This window comes from Streptomyces sp. NPDC006743 (assembly GCF_040703815.1).
GTDB lineage: Bacteria > Actinomycetota > Actinomycetes > Streptomycetales > Streptomycetaceae > Streptomyces.
The window spans coordinates 20214-38811 of the sequence record NZ_JBEYJA010000041.1; the positions used below are offsets into that span (position 1 = coordinate 20214).

The 18598-nt window shown below is 73.7% G+C and carries 16 protein-coding genes; 5 read left to right on the forward strand and 11 right to left on the reverse strand.

The window, feature by feature from the left end:
* Positions 1-152: 152 nt before the first annotated feature.
* The 10 genes from ABZ719_RS27435 to ABZ719_RS27480 all read right to left on the reverse strand — a co-directional run bounded on the left by ABZ719_RS27435 (position 153) and on the right by ABZ719_RS27480 (position 11698).
* Entirely contained in the window at positions 153-746 is a 594-nt protein-coding gene (locus ABZ719_RS27435; RefSeq protein WP_366727838.1) for a TIGR03086 family metal-binding protein, read from the reverse strand.
* Between the two features lie 5 nt (positions 747-751).
* Complete coding sequence (gene paaI, locus ABZ719_RS27440; RefSeq protein WP_366727887.1) at positions 752-1138, reverse strand: hydroxyphenylacetyl-CoA thioesterase PaaI; 387 nt, start codon at positions 1136-1138, stop codon at positions 752-754.
* A gap of 64 nt (positions 1139-1202) precedes the next feature.
* Positions 1203-2528, reverse strand: coding sequence for an FAD-dependent oxidoreductase (locus ABZ719_RS27445; protein ID WP_366727839.1), 1326 nt, complete (start codon positions 2526-2528; stop codon positions 1203-1205).
* Positions 2525-2764 (reverse strand): acyl carrier protein, encoded by a 240-nt coding sequence (locus tag ABZ719_RS27450; protein WP_366727840.1) that lies wholly within the window; start codon positions 2762-2764, stop codon positions 2525-2527. The genes ABZ719_RS27445 and ABZ719_RS27450 overlap by 4 nt, the downstream gene beginning before the upstream one ends.
* Positions 2765-2789: 25 nt before the next feature.
* On the reverse strand, positions 2790-4271 hold the full coding sequence (locus ABZ719_RS27455; protein ID WP_366727841.1) for an amino acid adenylation domain-containing protein: 1482 nt from the start codon (positions 4269-4271) through the stop codon (positions 2790-2792).
* 15 nt (positions 4272-4286) lie between these two features.
* Entirely contained in the window at positions 4287-5564 is a 1278-nt protein-coding gene (locus ABZ719_RS27460) for an MFS transporter (RefSeq protein WP_366727842.1), read from the reverse strand.
* 254 nt (positions 5565-5818) lie between these two features.
* Positions 5819-7531 carry a class I adenylate-forming enzyme family protein gene (locus tag ABZ719_RS27465; RefSeq protein ID WP_366727843.1) on the reverse strand — a complete coding sequence of 571 codons (1713 nt, stop codon included), beginning with the start codon at positions 7529-7531 and terminating at the stop codon, positions 5819-5821.
* Positions 7528-8931 carry a lysine 2,3-aminomutase gene (locus tag ABZ719_RS27470; protein WP_366727844.1) on the reverse strand — a complete coding sequence of 468 codons (1404 nt, stop codon included), beginning with the start codon at positions 8929-8931 and terminating at the stop codon, positions 7528-7530. Before ABZ719_RS27470 ends, ABZ719_RS27465 begins: the two co-directional genes overlap by 4 nt.
* A gap of 410 nt (positions 8932-9341) precedes the next feature.
* A complete protein-coding gene (locus tag ABZ719_RS27475; RefSeq protein WP_366727845.1) occupies positions 9342-10052 on the reverse strand; it encodes a response regulator in 711 nt (236 codons plus the stop codon).
* Complete coding sequence (locus ABZ719_RS27480) at positions 10049-11698, reverse strand: ATP-binding protein (protein WP_366727846.1); 1650 nt, start codon at positions 11696-11698, stop codon at positions 10049-10051. The genes ABZ719_RS27475 and ABZ719_RS27480 overlap by 4 nt, the downstream gene beginning before the upstream one ends.
* Before the next feature lie 97 nt (positions 11699-11795).
* On the opposite strand from ABZ719_RS27480, the gene ABZ719_RS27485 reads away from it, so the two are divergent.
* From ABZ719_RS27485 to ABZ719_RS27500, 4 genes are all read left to right on the forward strand, one after another.
* Positions 11796-12788 carry a tripartite tricarboxylate transporter substrate binding protein gene (locus tag ABZ719_RS27485; protein WP_366727847.1) on the forward strand — a complete coding sequence of 331 codons (993 nt, stop codon included), beginning with the start codon at positions 11796-11798 and terminating at the stop codon, positions 12786-12788.
* A gap of 349 nt (positions 12789-13137) precedes the next feature.
* Complete coding sequence (locus ABZ719_RS27490; RefSeq protein WP_366727848.1) at positions 13138-14580, forward strand: SLC13 family permease; 1443 nt, start codon at positions 13138-13140, stop codon at positions 14578-14580.
* A 367-nt stretch (positions 14581-14947) separates the two neighbouring features.
* Positions 14948-15811, forward strand: coding sequence for a helix-turn-helix transcriptional regulator (locus ABZ719_RS27495; protein WP_366727849.1), 864 nt, complete (start codon positions 14948-14950; stop codon positions 15809-15811).
* A 220-nt stretch (positions 15812-16031) separates the two neighbouring features.
* Positions 16032-16832, forward strand: coding sequence for an alpha/beta hydrolase (locus ABZ719_RS27500; protein ID WP_366727850.1), 801 nt, complete (start codon positions 16032-16034; stop codon positions 16830-16832).
* 403 nt (positions 16833-17235) lie between these two features.
* Here ABZ719_RS27500 and ABZ719_RS27505 read toward each other — a convergent pair whose 3' ends face one another.
* Positions 17236-17694, reverse strand: coding sequence for a PPOX class F420-dependent oxidoreductase (locus ABZ719_RS27505; protein ID WP_366727851.1), 459 nt, complete (start codon positions 17692-17694; stop codon positions 17236-17238).
* Positions 17695-17901: 207 nt separating this feature from the next.
* On the opposite strand from ABZ719_RS27505, the gene ABZ719_RS27510 reads away from it, so the two are divergent.
* Positions 17902-18570 carry a class I SAM-dependent methyltransferase gene (locus ABZ719_RS27510; RefSeq protein ID WP_366727852.1) on the forward strand — a complete coding sequence of 223 codons (669 nt, stop codon included), beginning with the start codon at positions 17902-17904 and terminating at the stop codon, positions 18568-18570.
* The last annotated feature ends 28 nt before the right edge of the window (positions 18571-18598 follow it).

Consider the following 18598-nt stretch of genomic DNA (forward strand, 5'->3'; position numbering starts at 1 on the left):
ACACGGCGGCCGGCCTCCGGCGGGCGACGGTCCCGGGGCGGGGCTGAGGCGGGGGGCCGGGCCGGCGGAGGACCGCTGCCGGACCGTCGCGGCCGCCGGGCCGGTGGACGGCGGTCGTGGCGCCGTCCGCCGGTCCGGCCGGTGTCACGCGGCTACGCGGGCCACTTCGGTGAGCGGCCCAGCAGCGCGAGGACGCGGTCCAGCAGCGGGCCGCCGTCCCGGACCGGCAGGGCGGGCCGGAAGGACGCGTCCGGTGCCCGCCGGTTCGGTCCGTCCGGCACCTCCTCCACGTAGGGCAGTACGGCCGTGAGCGTCTCCTCGTCGAAGGGGGCGGGGATGCTGAGCGTGGCGGCGACGTCCCAGCCGTGCACGACGTAGTCGACGAAGTGGAACCCGATCGCGGTGCGCGCGGGGAACATCTGGCCGCCGCGCACCTGCGGCAGCCAGAACTCGCCGTCGAGCACGCCCTCACGGGCGAACGCGGCGGTGACCCGCCGGCTGGAGGCGCGGAAGACCCCCGCCGGGTCGTCGTCCACCGGCCGGTCCGCCCAGACGGAGTCGTCGGACACCTCGCCGTCGGCGGCGGCCGCGAATCCGTGGTTCTGGCCGGCCATGTGGGCCAGCAGCTGCCGCAGGGACCACTGCGCGCAGGGCGTGGGCAGGCCCAGCTGGTCCGGCTTGACCTGGTCGACGATGGCCTCGGTGACCTCGAGTGCCCGGCGGTCGAAGGGACGGATGTCAGTCATCGCACTCATCTCTGTTCGGCTCGCTTGGGCAGGGAGCGGCTCTGACCGCGGAACTCGGCGATCACCGTGCCGTCGTCGCGGCGGACGGTGACGTCGTAGATGCCGTTGGCGCCGGACCGGGAGCGTTCGACGGCTTCCGCGACGAGGTCGTCGCCGGCCCCGGCCGGGCGCAGGAACGTCACCTGGGCGGCCTGCGCGACCGTGGTCGCGCCCCGGGTGTTGCAGGCGTAGGCGAAGGCCACGTCGGCGAGGAGGAAGAGGTAGCCGCCGTGGGCGGTGCCGTGGCCGTTGACCATCGTGGGGGCGAGACGCAGGCGGGCGGTGGCCCTGCCCTCCGCGATGCCGTCGACCGTGATGCCGAGGTCCTGGCAGGTGCGGTCCTCGCGGTACATGGCCTCCGCGCGGCCCAGCGGGGTTTCGTCCACCTGTGTGCCCCCAGTGGTCTGTGACGACTCCTCAGTCATCGTAGGCCTTGAGGACCTCGGTCGCCGCCCGCCTGCCGGAACGGACGGCGCCCTCCATGAGTCCGAAGAACTCGGTGCTGGTCTCGGTGCCCGCCCAGTGGACACGGCCGTGCGGGGTGGTGAGGTGGGGGCCGAGGGCGGCCCAGTCGCCGAGGCCGAACAGCGCGGCGTAACAGCCCCTGCTGTACTCCTCGTTGATCCAGTCCGTGACGTGGTGGGCGATGGGGTCGGGCAGTTCCGGGAAGAGCCGCCGGGCCTGGGAGACGGCCGCCTCCCGCTGCTCGCGCGGGTCGAGGGCGGCGTACTCGCGGGCCTCCCGTCCCGTGACGAAGCCGGTGAGGACGCCGACGCCGTCGGCGGACGGGGAGTCGTCCACCGTGGACAGCAGCGGCCCGTCGGCGCTGACCGACCAGCCCGACAGCCCGTACTCGCGCCACAGCGGCCGCTCGTAGACCAGGTGCACCTTGACGGCGCAGCCGGGCACGGTGGTGGAGCCCGCGCGGCGGAAGGGCAGTCCCGGGCGGTACTCGATGGCGTCGGCGAGCAGCGGCGGTACGGCGACGATCAGCGAGTCGGCCTCGTGGACGCCGCGGTCGGTGTGCACGCGCACCCCGGATCCGGTCTCCTCGACCGCCCGGGCGGGTTGGCCGAGCAGCACCCGTTCGCCCAGTTCGGCGGCGAGCAGTTCGCTCAGCCGGTGGGCGCCGCCGTCGACCCGGTCCTCCTGGGCGCCGCCGGCGAAGGCGTTGAGGAAGCGGATGCCGCCGCCGGACTTGAGGTAGAAGGCCATGTGCAGGACGGACACGTCGGCCGGGTCGGCGGCCATCATCTCGCCCAGGAACAGCGGGAAGAACAGCCGGGCGTCGGGGTGGTCGACGCGCTGCCCGATCCATTCCGCGGCGCTGATCCGGTCCAGGTGTCCGGCGTCGGGGGTGAGCCAGGGCGCGTCGGCGCGCACGGTGCGGGTCACCTCGTCCAGGGCGTCGAAGAGCTGCCCGAGGGCGACGGCGCTCAGCGGCGGGAACCGGCCGTCGCGGCCCTGCGGGCCGCCGCCGACGGAGAACCGGCTCTGTCCGTCGGTGGTGGTGGGCACGGTGGCCAGGCCGAGCCCGGTGATGAGGGCCTTCAGTTCGGTGTGCCGGTCGCCGAGGTAGGCGGCTCCGGCGTCCGCCCACTGGCCGGGGGTCACCTCGATGCCGTGGGTGCGGCCGCCCACCCGGTCCCGGGCCTCCAGTACCGTCACCTGCCGTCCGTGGGCGGCGAGTTCGGCGGCGGCGGTGAGTCCGGCGAGTCCCGCTCCGACGATGAGGGTGCTCATGCGCTCACGCTCGCGATCAGCTCGGCCACGGCCCGGGGCGTGGGGGCGTCGAGGAATGTGTCGATGGTCAGTTCGGGGCCGAGGTCACGGGCGATGGCGCTGATCACCCGGGTGGCGAGCAGGGAGTCCCCGCCCACGTCGAAGAAGTCGGAGTCGGCGGTGACGTCGTCCGTCTCCAGGACCCGGCGGTAGATCCCGATCACCTGGTCGACGGTGCTGGCCTGTGGGGCGGACATGTGTGTTCTCCTCGGGTTCGCCGGCTCAGGCGCCGGTGGTGTAGCGGTGGTGGGTGCGGCGGCGGTCGACCTTGCCGCTCGCGGTGTGGACGAGTTCCGGCACCACGGTGATGCGGTGCGGCCGCAGGTGGCCGGGGGCGTGCCGGCGCAGGTGGGCGCGGAGTTCGGCGGCGAGGTCGGTGCCGTCGTCCGGGCGGCCGGCCGTCACGTAGGCGACCACCACGGTGTGGTCGCCGGCGGCGACACCGGTGGCGGCGGCGGAGGCGACGCCGGGGTGGGCGCACAGCTGGGCCTCCACCTCGGCCGGGTCGACGCGGATGCCGCGGACCTTGATCTGGTCGTCGAGCCGTCCCTCGTGGTGCAGTTCGCCGCTCTCGCCGCGCCTGACCCGGTCCCCGGTGCGGAAGTGGCGGACGCCGTCGAGGACGGGGAAGCGTTCGGCGGTGGTCTCCGGCAGGCCCGGGTAGCCGAGGGCGAGCGCGGGTCCGCCGACGAGGAGTTCGCCGTCCTCGCCGATCCGCTCCCGTACGTGCGGCAGGGCGCGGCCGATCGGGGCGGAGCCGTCCTCGGGCGCCCGGGAGTGCGGGCCGTGCAGGTCGCCGGCGTGGGTGACCAGGGTGGTCTCGGTGCACCCGTAGGTGTTGACGAGCCGGATCCGGCCGGTGCCGGGCAGGGTGCGCCAGTCGCCGAGCCGGGCCCTGCTGGTCGCCTCGCCGCCGATGACGACCGTGCGGACGCTCTCGGGCAGAGCGGTGGCGCCGTCCTGCGTGAGGTGGTGGACCAGTTCGTGCCAGAAGGCGGTGGGCAGGTCGAGGACGCTGACGCGCAGGCGGTCGAGCATGCGCAGGAACCGGGGCAGGGAGCCGCTGTGGGCGTCGGCGTCGAAGACCAGGGTCGCGCCGCGGGTCAGGGTGGGCAGGATCTCCTCGAAGGAGGTGTCCCAGTTCAGCGAGGCGAACTGGAGCACCCGGTCGCCGGGTCCCACGTCGAGCAGTTCGGCGAGGGAGTCGACGGCGGCGGCGATGGCCGCGCGGGGGGTCACCACCGGTTTGGGCCGTCCGGTCGATCCGGAGGTGAACAGCACGTAGGCCGGGTCGTCCGGGGCGGGCGGCAGGGGTTCGAACGCGTCGTCCGCCGCCGGGAGTCCGGGGCCGAGGACGGGCGGGCCGAAGGGTTCCGGGTCCGGGTGCGCGGTGAGCACGGTCCGTACCGCCGCCGTCTCGGCCAGCTCCTTCTTGCGCTCGGCGGTGAAGGCCGGGTCGATGGGGCAGTAGGTGCCGCCGGCGGCGAGGACGCCGAGGAGTGCGGCGACGGTGCCCGCGCCGCGGTCGGTGAGCACGCCGACCGTGCCGGGCCGGGGGCCGAGGGCGGTGGCCACCTGGACGGCGCGCTCGCGCAGGGCGGCGTAGGTCGTGGATCCGGCGGCGTCGACGACGGCGACGGACTCCGGGTGCAGGGAGGCGGTCCGCCAGAAGCGCCGCAGGACGTCCGGGAAGGTCTCGGGCATGAGGGTCTCCGGTGGTCAGAGGTGGTCGGCGTCGGCGGCGCGGGCGGGCCGCGGCGCGGGCGGCAGGCCGCCGTGGGGTGCGCCGGCCGTCCGCTTCTCGCCGCGTCCCTGGACGAGGAGTCCCGCGCAGGCCACGACGGCCAGGGCCATCACCGCGACGCTGTACACGGTGGTGGTCGGGCCGAGGCCGTACCGCTGCACGGCGAGCCCCGCGATCACGGCGGGCACGCTGAAGCCGAGGTAGCACACGACGTACATGCCGGCCATGAGCCCGGCGCGTTCGTCGGGCTCGGCCAGCGGCGCGATCGTCTGGAAGGCGCCGAGGAAGCCGGTGCCGAAGCCGTAGCCGGCGATCACGATGCCGGCGAAGAACAGCGCCGGGGAGGGCACCGCCAGGGCGCCGAGGGTGGTGCCGATGCCGACGAGGAAGGCCGCGAAGCCGAGGGTCATGGTGGTGCGCGGCGGTTTGCCGCGGCGCAGCAGCGCGCCGACGGCGCCCGATCCGGTCTGGGCGAAGATGACGAGTCCGCCGACCAGATGGCCGCCGAGGCGGAGGGTGTGGGCCGCGATGGACGGGCCGAGTGACATGTACAGTCCGCCCACCGCCCAGACCGCGACGAGGGAGGGTGCCACGGTGAGGAACAGCGGCCGGATCCGGCGCGGCACCGCGAGGCGCGGCACCAGCGACGCGACCGCGCCGGGCCGCCCGGGGGAGGTCTCCGGCAGCAGCGGGGTGACGAGTGCGGCGAGCGCGAACGCCGCCAGCAGCAGCGCGTAGACCAGGACCTTCGGGGCGGGCGCGTACTCCACGAGGAGTCCGGAGCCCAGGGCGCCGAGCGCCAGGCCGGCGATCGGCGCCAGGCTGTTGACCAGCGGGCCCAGCCGCGGCCGGTGCGGTGGCTGCAGGTCGAGCAGCGCGGAGCTGGTCGCGCCGGTCGCCGCGCCGGTGGCGAGGCCCTGGGCGGCACGCGCGGCGAGCAGCGGCCCGACGCCGTCGGCGGTGATGAACAGCAGCATGCTCACCACCTCCACGACGAGGGCGGCACCCAGGACCTTGCGGCGGCCGATGTGGTCGGACAGCTTGCCCACCACCAGCAGCGCCACGAGGAGCGTGAGCGCGTACATCGCGAAGATCGCGGTGAGCATGCCCGCGGAGAAGTGCCACTGGCCCTGGTAGACGGCGTACAGCGGCGAGGGCGCGCTCGACGCGAACAGCAGCAGGCACTGGACGGTGGCGATCAGCCAGAAGGCGAACGGCCGGGAGAGCCCGGCCCTGCGGTGGGTCCCGCTCATGGGGCGGCCACCACCCGTGCCCGGCGCGGGCGCCCCGCCGGTGCGACCGGCGCGACCCGTGCCCGGGGCGGGCGCCCCGCCCGCACGCCGGCCACCTCACGCACCCGGTGCGCGCGCGGCGCAGGTGCACCGGCCGCCCCGTGTGCCCGAGGCGTGCGCCCCGTCCGTACGGCCGCCGCCGGCCCGGGCCCCTCGTCGTGTGTCACTGCTGTCCCTCCGCCTGCTGCCGCGTCCACTGCGTGCACCCGTCTCCTTCAGCCGGCCGTCCCGGCGACCAGGGCCGAGGCGTGGCGCGTACGCAGCTCGCGCTTGAGGACCTTGCCGGTCGGGCCTGTGGGGTAGTCGTCGCCGCCGCGGGCCACGGACACCGCCGCCAGCGGGTGCAGCCCGGCGGCCGTCAGCTCCCGGTTGGCGGCCTCGCGTATCCCCGCCGGGTCGCCGAGCGGGCTGTCCGCCTGCAACCGGACCACCGCCAGGGGCAGTTGGCCCTCACTGGAGGGCGCGGGCACGCCGATCACCGCGCAGTCCTGGACGATGTCGGCCAGGTCGGCGATCAGCACCTCCTCCAGCGGCAGGCTGTGCACCGGGCCGCCGGCCGTGTGGATCACGTCCGCGGTGCGGTCCAGGTGGTAGAAGCGGCCGTCGGGACTGCGTACCGCCACGTCACCGGTGAGCCAGTAGCCGTTCAGCTCACTGCTCGCGGTCAGTGCGGGGTCGTTCCAGTAGCCCGGGGTGCGGGTCGGTGTCTTCACGCCAAGGAGGCCCACGGTGCCGTCCGGCACCTCGTTGCCGTCGTCGTCCAGCACCGCCGCCTTCTCCACCACCTCGACGGGCACCCCGACGCAGCGGTCGTCGCGTTCCGACTCCGGCGTGGTGACCTGGCCGAAGAGCGCCATGCCCATCTCGGAGGAGCCGAGCCCGTCGATGTAGCGGGACCCGGGCAGGGGCGTGGCCCCGGCGTCCCCCTTCGGCAGCAGCCACGGCTGGATCAGGCCCACCGGCCGCTCACCGAGGCTCACCAGCCGCCGGATGTGCCCGTGGTGCGCGCTGTCCCCGGTGTTGAACCAGGTGTGCACCTTGGCGGCGGCCTTCACCGGCAGCTCGCCGGTGGCCAGTTCCACGAACGTGCGCGGGAAGGAGGCGACCATGGTCGGCTGGAAGACCTCCATCACCGGTTCCACCGCGCTGCGCCGCCAGTCGGCCATGGTCAGCGTCGGCAGCCCGAGCAGGATGGTGGTCAGCAGATAGCTGAGACCGCCCGCGTGCGTGTGCGGCATCAGTGACAGCAGCCGGTCGTACGGCTCGGCCGGGAAGCGCACCATCCGGGCCTCCTTGCCGACCCAGAACTGGTGGTGCGCCACCTGCGTCGACTTCGGGGTGCCGGTGGTGCCCGAGGAGTGGATGAGCGCGACCACCTCGTCGGCCGTGTGCCGGTACGGGTACGGGTCGGGCAGCGAGCCGGAGCCGGGGTCATGGGCGCGTATCTCGGCGCTGGGCACGATGAACCGGGGGCGCGGCCGGCCCGGCCGGTAGGTCGCGCCGATCGGGCGCGGGTCGTCCGCCACCACCCCGGCCACCCCCACATGGTCGAGATAGCGCCGGGCCGTGGTGACCGGCATCGCGTCGTTGACGAGCGCGGGGATCGCGCCGATCGAGGTCAGCGCCAGGAAGTGCAGGATCGGCTGGAGCCCCTCGGCGATGTACAGCGCCACCGGTTCGCCCGGCCGGACGCCGTTGGTCCAGTACCAGCGGGCGTACTGGTCGCGGATCCCGGCCAGCTCCCGCAGGCTGTACCCGCGCAGCACGACATGGCCGCGCGCGTCCAGGCGGTGGTCGTAGACCAGCGGCGCGTCCAGGTGGGGGTTGTGCCGCAGCGCGTGCTCCAGGAAGTTGCCGGCGCCCAGGTCGGGGTCGGTCATGAACTTCTCGCGCACGGACAGGGGGGCGACGGGGCTGTTGCCGGTCACTGGGCCTCCCCCTGGGCGACGGCGACGGAAGGCCGGCCGGCGGCCGCGGACCGAGCCGGGGACCGGCCGTGCCGGCGCCACCACTGCTGTCCTTCGGGCCTGAGCGTCTGGATCGGGTCGTAGTACTCGTGCGTCCTCGCGAGGGCGTACGGGTCGTCCTGCTCGATCGAGGTCAGGTAGTTCTTGGTCCAGTACGAGATGCCGCGCTCGCGGTCGTAGTGGTCGACCTGGTGCACCCAGCGCTTGCCGACGAACGGCACGTCGCACACCAGCCGCGGCGTCGCGAACCCGGGCAGGTACCCCATGATCGCCTGCTGCAACTGCTGGGCCTCGCCCAGCGACACCCGCCAGTGCTCGGCGTTGGGGATCATGTCGCAGAGGTAGAAGTAGTACGGCATCACTCCCGCGCCGTCGAGCAGCGCGAAGCACAGGTCGAGCAGCCGCTGCGAGGTGTCGTTCACCCCGCGCATCAGCACGCCCTGGTTGCGCACGTCGCGCACTCCGAGGTCGAACAGCGTGCGGGCCGCCTCGGCGTTGAGCTGGGTGACCTGCTGGGCGCTGTTGACGTGCGTGTGCACGGCCAGGCTCACTCCGCGCTTGCGGGCCGTCTCGGCGAGGGTGCTCACGGTGCGGCGGGCCTCGTCGGAGAGCCAGTGCTGCGGAAGGTCCATCAGCGCCTTCGACGCCAGCCGTATGTCGCGTATGTGGTCCAGTTCCAGGAGCGCCGAGACGAAGGACTCCAGACGCGGCCAGGGGACGTTGGCCACATCCCCGCCGGAAACCACCACGTCGCGCACGGTGGGCGTACGGCGGAGATAGTCCAGCATCGCCGCGTAACGGTCCGGCTGTCTGGCCGAGAACCGCATTTTGGAGATCTGCGGGGTGGAATTCCCCACCAGGTCCATGCGCGTGCAATGGCCGCAGTACTGGGGGCAGGTGGACACCAGTTCCGCCAGAACCTTGGTGGGGTAGCGGTGGGTCAGGCCCTCCGCCGTCCACATCTCGGCCTCGTGCAGCGAGTCCCGGGACGCGTACGGGTGGGACGGCCACTCGGGATCACGGTCGGAGAACACCGGCATCATGTGCCGGCGCACGGGGTCCGCGTACATCGCCTCGGTGCCCGGGACGTCGTCCGGCACCATCATGCTCAGCACGTAGGGGGGCAGGAGCAGCGACATCGTGGCCCGCTCCGCCTGGTCGCGCTCCAGATCACGGTAGAAGTCGTCGGAGAGCAGATCGCCGTAGACCGCTTCCAGTTGCCGCACGTTCTTGACGCAGTGCACACGCTGCCACTGCGGGTCGCGCCATTGCTCCGCGGTGACCTCGCGCCATCCGGGAATCCGGCGCCAGTCCGGTTCGGTCAGTTCTCTGCGTCGATAGGCATAGGGCTGGTGAGGCATGCTTCCCCCAGGGGAATAAGGGTGGAGAGCCCAATCAGGGAGCCGTGGATTCGCCCGTGTGCCGTGAAGTCGCCCATGCAAGGCGGAACGCCCCCCGTTGAATCAGGCATATGTCCTGCCGCTGACAAGATCCTCACCCAGGCTCAAGGGCCGATCAAGCGCGGAATCCGCATCGGTCGATGCCTCGCGCAACTCGATGCAGGTGAGAGGGGACGGCAGCCGCCGGGGGGTTCACGGCGTGTTCATCTTCCCCGCGGGAGCGGACGCCTGTCGTATACCGGCCCTTCCCGCGACGGGTCAAGACGCCCGGCAGGACAGGGCGGTTTCACGTGAAACAGGGCGTTGTGTCCGGTGGGCGGCCGTGCGGTCCGGGCGTCTCGGGGAGGCGTACGGAGCCGGCTCCCCGGCCCTCACCCGCGCCAGCCGTAACGGCGTTCGGGGCGGCCGGCGGCGCCGTAGCGCAGCGACACCTCGGCGCTGCCGGTGTTGTGGAAGTGCTCCAGGTAGCGGCGGGCGCTCACCCGGGAGATGCCGGTCAGGGCGGCGCACTCGGCGGAGGACAGGGTGCCGTCGGCCTGGCGGAGGGTCCGTTCGACCAGTTCGGCGGTCTCGACGCTCATGCCCTTGGGCAGCACGCCTGCCGGGGCGGTGGCCGTCCCTCCCGCCAGGAGGCGGTCCACGTCGGCCTGGCCGCGCACGACCGTGCCCAGCAGACGGTCGCGCCGCGCGGCATACCGCTCCAGGCGGGGGCGCAGATCCTCGAAGTCGAACGGTTTGAGCAGGTAGTCGACCACTCCCCGGCGCGCGGCGCTGCGCACCGTATCGGCTTCCTGGGCGGCGCTGATCACCATGACGTCGCAGTCGTGGCCCGCGGAGCGCAGCCGGGGGATGACGTCGAGGCCGAAGACGTCGGGCAGATACAGGTCGAGCAGGACGAGGTCCGGGCGCAGGTCGTCCACGGCGTCGACGGCCTGCAGGCCGGTGTGGGCCGTGCCGACCACCCGGAAGGGCTCGACCTGTTCGACGAACCCGCGGTGCACCCGGGCGACCATGAAGTCGTCGTCGACGACGAGGACGCCGATCGTCCCGCCCGCTGCGGGCGTGCTGTGCGCGGCCGTCATCGGGACACTCCTTCCGCCACCGCGCCGGCGGGGTGGCTGACTGTCATACGCGCGGTGAACACCGCACCGCCTTCAGGGCTGCTGGTCACGGAGATCTCCCCACCGTGGCGTTCGCACACCAGCTTGGTCAGCGCCAGGCCGATGCCCCGCCGGCCCTCCGGATCGGCCTTGGTGGTGAATCCGTGGGCGAAGACCTCTCGGGCGAGTTCCGGAGCCAGGCCCGGCCCGGAGTCCCGGACGACGATCTCGACGCTGGAGGCGTCCTGCCGCAGCTCCACCTCGACCCACGCCTCGTCCTCGGCCCGGTGCACGGCGGCGGCGTCCACGGCGTTGTCGACGAGGTTCCCGATCACCGTGGCGACGTCGGCCGCGTCCTCGGCCGCGAGCCGGTCGAGCGCGGTGCCGGCGGAGATGCGCAGCGCCACTCTGCGCTCGGCCGCCAGGGAGGACTTCGCCATCAGCAACGCGGCGATCGCGGTGTCGCGTACGCGCCGCGCGAGGGTCATGTCCAACGACTGACGGCGCTGGTTCAGGGCGCGGATGTGCCGCACCACTTCGTCGTGCTCGCCGATCTGGATCAGTCCCGAGATGGTGTGCAGTTGATTGGCGAACTCGTGGGCCTGCGCGCGCAGCAGTTCGGAGGAGCTGCGGAAGGAGCCGATCTCGCGCTCCAGTTCGGCCAGTTCGGTGCGGTCGCGCAGGGTGGTGACGGAGCCGAGGGTGCGGCCGTCCTTGACGACGGTCATCCGGTTCATGACCAGCATGCGGGCGTGACGGATGACGACCTGGTCCGGCCGGCCGGCGCCGCCGCCCTCGGCTCCGACGAGCACGTCCCGCAGCCGTCCGTCGATGCCGAGCGCCTCCAGGCTCTGCCCCACGCAGTCCTCGGGCAGGTCCAGCAGCCGGCGGCCCACGTCGTTGACGAGGGTGAGGCGGTGCTGCGGGTCGAGTGCGACGACGCCCTCGGCGATCCCGTACAGCATGGCCTCGCGGTGCTCGGCCAGCCCGGTGATCTCGACCGGCTCCAGACCGTGGGTCTGGCGCTTGACCCGCCGGGCGAGGAGCCACGACCCCGTCGCGCCCAGTGCGCTGGCGATGCCCAGGTACGCGAGCAGGTACGAGGAGGCGCCGCTGAGCCGCTGCCACGGGGTCGGGAACGACTCACCGATCATCACGGTGCCGAGGATGCGGCCGAGGTCGCTGCGCTCCGCCCCGAGCACCGACACCTGGGCCACCAGTTCGCGGTTGCCGTCCAGCGTCAGCTGTCCCGACCAGCCGCGTCCCGCGCCCGCGCCCGGTCCCAGGGGCAGCGGCTCGCCGACGGCGGTGGGGTCGGTGGAGGAGACGACGCGGCCCTGGGCGTCGGCCACCGTCACGGAGGTGACACCGGACTGCGCCAGGGTGGAGTGCACCAGCGGGGCCAGTGTCTCTTCCGGGGCGGGGCGCACGAGCTGGCTGCGGACCAGGGGGTTCGCGGCCAGCTGCTCCGCCAGCGCGTCGACCCGGCGGCCCTCGACGCGTTTGAAGGTGGCCTCGGACTGGGCGAGGGAGAAGCCGGCGACCGCCAGCAGCACGACCACGATGATGGCCAGCTGGAGGGCGAGCATCTCTCCCGCCAGCGTATGGCGGCGGAAGACAGCGACCACAATGAACTCAATCTTTCATGCTGACACAACATGGGCAGCACATGTGCCGGATCGCATAATCATGACGTCCGCCAGATGAAATCGGAAGTGAGGTGCCATGAGAGGTCCCGCACGCGCCTTTCTCGGCACCCTCGCCGTACTGGCGCTGCTGCCGGCGGCCAGCGGCTGCGCGGGGTGGCCGGCCGGCGGCCGCGACCCGGTGCAGGGCCTGCGGATCGTCGTGCCCAACACCCCGGGCGGCGGCTACGACACCACGGCGCGGACCGCGGCGCGGGTCATGGACGAGACCGGCATCGCAGCGGACGTGCAGGTCTTCAACCTGCCGGGCGCGGGCGGCACGGTGGGGCTGCAGCGGATCGTCGACGAGCGCGGCAACGGTGACCTCGCCCTGCAGATGGGGCTCGGTGTGGTGGGAGCCGCGCACGTGGCGAAGGCGAAGGTGAGCGTCGCCCGGACCACCCCGATCGCGCGTCTGATCGAGGAGCCGGGCGCGGTGGTGGTCCGCAAGGACTCGCCGTACCGGACGGTCCGGCAGCTCGTCGACGCCTGGCGCGCGGCCCCGGGCCGGCTGCGGGTGGGTGGCGGCTCCTCCCCCGGCGGGCCCGATCACCTGCTGACCATGGAGCTGGCCGAGGCGGTCGGCATCGACCCGAGGAGGGCCGGCTACGTGGCCTACGACGGGGGTGGCGGCAATCTCCTGCCGGCCCTCCTGGACGGGAAGGTCGACTTCGCCGTCAGCGGGTTCGGCGAGTTCCTGGACCAGATCGGCGGGGGCCAGCTCCGTGTCCTGGCCACCACCGGCGACCGGCCGGTCGCTCCTCTCCCGGGGGTTCCGACGCTCAAGTCGTCCGGCATCGACCTGGTGTTCGACAACTGGCGTGGCGTCGTCGCGCCGCCCGGCATCAGCGAGGCCGACAGGAAACGCTGGACCGCCGTCCTGACCGCGCTGCATGACTCCCGGCGCTGGAAAGCCGAACTCGTCCGGCACGGCTGGACGGACGTGTTCGCCACCGGCGACACATTCCGCTCGTACCTGGTCCAACAGGACAAGCGGGTCGCCGGTCTGGTCGCGCGGCTCGGTCTGGAGTGAGGGCCGGGCGGCCGCCTCGCCGCGGCGACCGGACCCCTGCCGGCCGCGGCCGGTCCGCGACCGCACCCCGATCACGCGGTGATCGTCGTCGCCCCGGGAGCCCGCGGGCCTGACCGGCGGCCCGGCCCGGCCCGGAAGCCCCGGACACCTTCACCGTGCCCACCGGCAGGCGGCCCCCGCCCGCCGGGGCCCCGGCCTGACCTGCGCCCGGCCTGACCGGGCGGCCTCCCCAGGCCACGAGCCCCGAAGAGATCCGCAGAAGCCGGCCGGCAGCAGCCGGTGACGGGCTCTGTCCGCCGTACCCGATCCACCGGCCCCCTCGCGGCCGGCCGTCGAAAGGTGTCTCCGCATGACCTCACACGCGTGGTTCCTGCTGCTCGTCCTCACCGTGGCGATCGCGCTGCTGATCTACCTGATCAACTCGCGGCTGCGGGTCCATCCCTTCGTCGCGCTCATCCTCGTGAGCGTGGGCACCGGGCTGGCGGCCGGCGAACCGGTCGGCAAACTGACCGATTCCCTGGAAGAGGGTGCGGGCGGGACACTGGGCGATGTCGGCCTCACCCTCGCCCTGGGGGCCATGCTCGGCCGCCTGCTGTCCGACTCCGGCGCCACCGACGCCATCGCCCACGCCGTCGTCGACCGGTCCAGCACCCGCCGGCTGCCCTGGCTCGTGGCAGCCGCCGCGTTCGTCATAGGCATCCCGATGTTCTTCGAGGTCGGCCTCATCGTGCTGCTGCCCCTCATCTTCAGCGTGGCACGCCGCCTGGAGGCCGACGGCGGCGCCAAGGGCTCCCCCTACGTGCTGCTCGGCGTCCCGGCGATCGCGGCGCTGTCCACCCTGCACGGCATGCTTCCCCCGCACCCGGGGCCGCTGACCGCCGTGACCGGGCTCCACGCCGACCTCGGGCTCACCCTCGGTGTCGGTCTCGTCTGCGCGATCCCCACCGTCGTCCTGGCCGGTCCCGTCTACGCCCGCTGGATCGCGCCCCGCATGGCCGACGTCCGCCCCGACGCCGCCCTCGTCGCACAGTTCACCGGCTCCGGCCCGCGCACCGGGGCAGCGCCTGAAGCCGCCTCACCCTCCGGTGCCGCGGTGCGGGAGCCCGCCGCACCGCGGTCCCGCGGCGGTGTTCCCACGAGCCTGGCCGTCGCCTCCGTACTCGTCCCCGTCGCCCTGATGCTGCTGCGCACCCTGGCCGAGACGGTGCTGGACGAGTCCAGCGCCCTGCGGTCCGCGCTCACCTTCGCCGGAGAGCCCCTGGTGGCGATGCTGGCGGGCTTCCTGTTCGCCCTGGGGGTGACCCTGGTGCGCGGCGACCGCTCCGGTGAGCGGACCCGCGACTCCCTGACCGACAGCCTCAAGTCCATCGCCGCCATCCTGCTCATCATCGGCGGCGGCGGCGCGTTCAAGCAGGTGCTCCAGGACTCCGGCATCGGGGACGCCATCGCCTCCGCCGCCGAGGGGGCGCACCTCAACGTGATCCTGCTCGGCTGGCTGATCGCGCTGCTGCTGTCGCTGACCACGGGTTCGGCCACCGTCGGCATCGTCTCCGCCACCGGCATCGTCGCCCCGCTGACCGGAACCGGCGGCGGTCTGGAGGCGTCCCTCCTCGTGGTCGCCATCGGCGCCGGCTCCATCGGCCTCAACTACGTCAACCACGCGGGCTTCTGGCTGGTCAAGGAGTCCTTCGGCATGGACCTCGGCCAGGCCGCCCGGACCCAGACGGTCGTGCAGACCCTGGTCAGCGTGCTCGGCCTCGGCATGGCCCTGCTCCTGTCCGTCTTCGCCTGACAGGAGCAGGGGCGGGGCCTCACACGTCCGCGTACGCCGCCGGCGGCTCGTACCCGTCCGGGACACGGGCCGGTGTGACGGTGGCGATCCGTGTGCCGCTCTGCTCGTGATGCGCGTGCCGCTCTGCTCGTGAGGGGTGACGCAGCGCGTGGCCGTCTCCCGCACCGGGGGCACGGTCCGGCACAGGGTCTCCGGGCGCATCCCGGCGGCCTGGCGGCCCGCCCGCGCACAAGCCCACGAGGCCGGCGGCCACCGGGCTCCGGCGGAGGACCGGTACCGGCAGCGCCGTGATGCGGGACGGCCGCGGGCCCGGGTGGGTGCACCGCACCCACGCCCGGGCCCCTGGGATGGTTCTAACGTGGCGGACATGGAAAGCGACCACCAGCTCGGTGACTACCTGCGTGCCCGCCGCGCGATGACCACGCCGCGGGACGTCGGACTGCTCGACGGCGGCGACCGGCGGGTGCCGGGGCTGCGGCGGGACGAGGTGGCGCTGCTCGCCGGGGTGAGCACGGACTACTACATCCGCCTGGAGCAGGGCCGTGAGCGCAACCCGTCCGAGCAGGTGCTCCGGGCGATCGCCGCGGCACTGCGGCTGGACGGTGCCGCCGCCGCGCACCTGTTCCGGCTCGGCCTGCCCGTCTTCGCCACGGCGGCCGCGGCGCCGGCCGTCGCCCCGGAGCTGGTGCGGCTGATGGACGGTCTGCGCGACGTGCCGGCCTTCGTGGTCGGCGCGGCGCAGGACGTGCTGGCGGCCAACGCGATGGCGCGCGAGCTGTACCGCGGGTTCGCCCGGTACGACAACCTGCTGCGGATGATCTTCCTCGATCCGTTCGCGCGGGAGTTCTACGTCGACTGGGACAAGGCGGCGCGCACCGCGGTGGGCAACCTGCGGGCGTCCTTGGCGCAGTTCCCCGACGACGAGCGGATCGAGCGGACCGTCGGCGAGCTGAGCGTGCGCAGCCCCGCCTTCACCGGCCTGTGGGCACGCTACGAGGTCCGGCCCCGCACGCAGGAGGACAAGCACTTCCGCCACTCCCGCGTGGGTGAACTGCGCCTGCACTTCGAGGCGCTGGCCGTCACCAGCGCCCCGGGCCAGCACCTGTCCGTCTACAGCGCGGAACCCGGCAGCCCCAGTGCCGACGCCCTGCTCCTGCTGCGCCGGCCGGCCGAGCAGGGCTCGGCTCCCACCGTCCAGGACGCCCCCGCGGAGGACGGGGACGCCCGGTAACCGGATCACGACCGCCCACGGCGTCCGGCCGGCCGGGGCGGCGCCGCGCCCCTCGGACTCGCCGGCGCCGCGTGACCCGCTCCCCCGCGGCGCCGGCCGCCACCCTCCCCGCCGGCCGGCTCGCCCGCCCTCCCCCCACACACTCACGCACGCATCACTCACTCAACTCACTCAACTCAGCCACTCACTCACCCACTCACCGAAGAAGGCACCTCGCACCATGCTGCTTCCCTCCACCGAGGCAGGCCGGGGACGGCCCGTCGTCCTGCTGCACGCCCGGCCCACCGACCGCACCATGTGGGACGCCCACCTCCCGCTGCTCGCCGGGGCGGGCGTGCGGACCATCGCCCTGGACCTGCCCGGCCACGGCGACGCGACCGTGCCCGACCGCCGCGAGGTGGCCCCCTGGACGGACGTGCTCGACACGCTCGGCCACCTCGGGGCCGACCGCTTCGTGCTCGCCGGGAACTCACTGGGCGCCCTGGTGGCGCTCCAGACCGCCGTCACGGCGCCCGAGCGGGTGGAGGGCCTGGTCCTGGTCGGGTACCGGCCCCACGACCAGCCCGCCTCGCCGCGTCTGGACGCCGCCTGGGAGGCCGAACGGACGGCGCTGGCCGCCGGTGACCTGGACGCCGCGGTGAAGGCCGGCGTCGAGGCATGGACCTCGGCCGGGGCGACCGAGGAGGTACGCGCCCACGCCGCCCGTATGCTCCGCCGCCGGCTGACCGACCAGCTCACCCACGGCGAACCGCCCCAGGCGGCGGATCCCCTCGGCGCGGGCCCGGCGGCGCTGCGCACGCTCAGGGGCGTGCCCGCCCTGGTCGGCGTCGGCGAGCACGACATGCCCGACTTCCACGAGGGCGGCGAGGATCTGGCCCGCGACCTCGGTGCGGGCCGGACCGCCGTCGTCCCCGGCGCGGGGCATCTCGCGCCGCTGGAACAGCCCGCGGCGTTCTGCGCCCTGCTGCTGGACTTCGTCCGCCGCCTCCCGCAGCAGTCGTCGCCGCCCGCACGCAAGTAGGGACCACCCCTGCCCGGCCCCGCTCGGTCAGGGGCGGGTCGCAGGGTGGCCGCAGCGGTGGGGACCGCGCCGATGCAGGCGCGCCGGCCGGCGCCCCGGGAGGAGGGCGCGAAGGTCACGGCTCAGCGGTTGCGCGGCACCCTCCCACGTCTCACCTGAGCCGGGGAGTCAGGGCCGGGAGGTCCGGGCGGACTCGTGGTCGCGGACGCCGGACAGGTCGTGCCCCGGCAGGGCCTGGGCGGACGCCGGACAGGTCATGCCCCGCCAGGGCCGGGGCGGACGCCGGACAGGCCATGCCCCGCCAGGGTCTGGAGTCGCGGACGCCGGACACGTCGTGCTCCGCGGGGGCCTGGGGACGCGGACGCCGGACACGTCATGCCCCGCCAGGGCCTGCGGACATCTGCTAGCCGTCGATGTCCAGGGCCGTCCCGTAGAGCCGCTCGACCGCCAGCCGGATGACGACCCTGCGCTCGGCGACCTGTTGCGCCAAGAACGCGTCCTCGTCCTCGGGCTTCGCGGCCGCCGGGATCATCGCGAGCAGTTCCCGCCCGACCGCGTCCCCGGGGACCGTCGTGGCCTCGGACGTCTCCGCCGTTCCCTCGGCGACGGCGAACGACCAGACGTCGCCGCCCTGCACGTGCAGCGCCGCGCGCGGGTCGCGCCGGAGGTGCTTGACCTTGACGCGGTCGGCCGTGGTGGACAGCCGGACGACGCGGGCCTCGGGGTCCCAGCTGTAGAGCATGGTGGTCAGGTGCGGGTGGCCGCTTCGCTTGACGGTGGCGAGGGTCCCGAACCGCTGCTTCGCGAGCAGGTCGGAGAGGGCTTGATCGGACAGGGGGCGCGGCGCGGGTCCTTGAGTCATGCTGCGATCAACTTCCGCCACGGGCAGGGCATTCCACAGACCCACCGGCGTTCGACGCGGCGCCGGGTGCGGGTGTGCCCCCGGCGCCCCCAGGCAGGCGCCGGCACCGGTACAGCCGGGCCCTGACCGAGCATGACCGACCGGAGCCGACGGTCACGTCGCCGCGCTGGGGACCCCAAGTGCTCCACGCCGGACTATCGTTGGCTGATGCGCACGCACCCCATCGACCGACCGGCCGATCTCGACACGGTCCGTGAGTCCTACGACCGCGTGGCCGACAACTACGCCCACATGGTGCAGACGACGGGAATGGGCGACATCCGCCGCTACCCGTGGCTCAAGGCGTCCATCGACGCCTTCGCCGACACCGTGGGCGGCCTGGGCCCCGTCCTCGACGTCGGCTGCGGCCCCGGCACGGTGACCGCCTACCTCGCCGAACGCGGACTCGACGTGTCGGGGGTGGACCTCTCTCCCCGTATGATCGAGAACGCGCGCCGTCTCCATCCGCAGTGCCGCTTCAGCGTCTCCTCCGCCACCGACCTCGACCTCGCGGAAGCGTCCCTGGGCGGCGTGCTCGGATGGTGGTCGCTGTTCAACCTGCCGCGTGACGTCCTGCCGCAGGTTCTCGGCATGTTCGCCCGCGCGTTGAAGCCGGGCGGCCACTTCATCACCGGCACCCACGTCGGCGAGGAAGACCTCGTGCGCACCGAGGCCTACGGCGGTGTCCCCGTCCGCTGGACGACGCACAAGTGGCGGCCGGAGCAGTTCGTGGAGCTGATCGAGCAGGCCGGCCTGAGTCCGGTCGCCGAACTGCGGCTCCCCCCGGACGAGCACAGCGGACCGAGTGTGGTGGTCATGGCCGAGCGCCGCGGCTGAACGCTCTTCCGGCGACGCGGGAGACGCC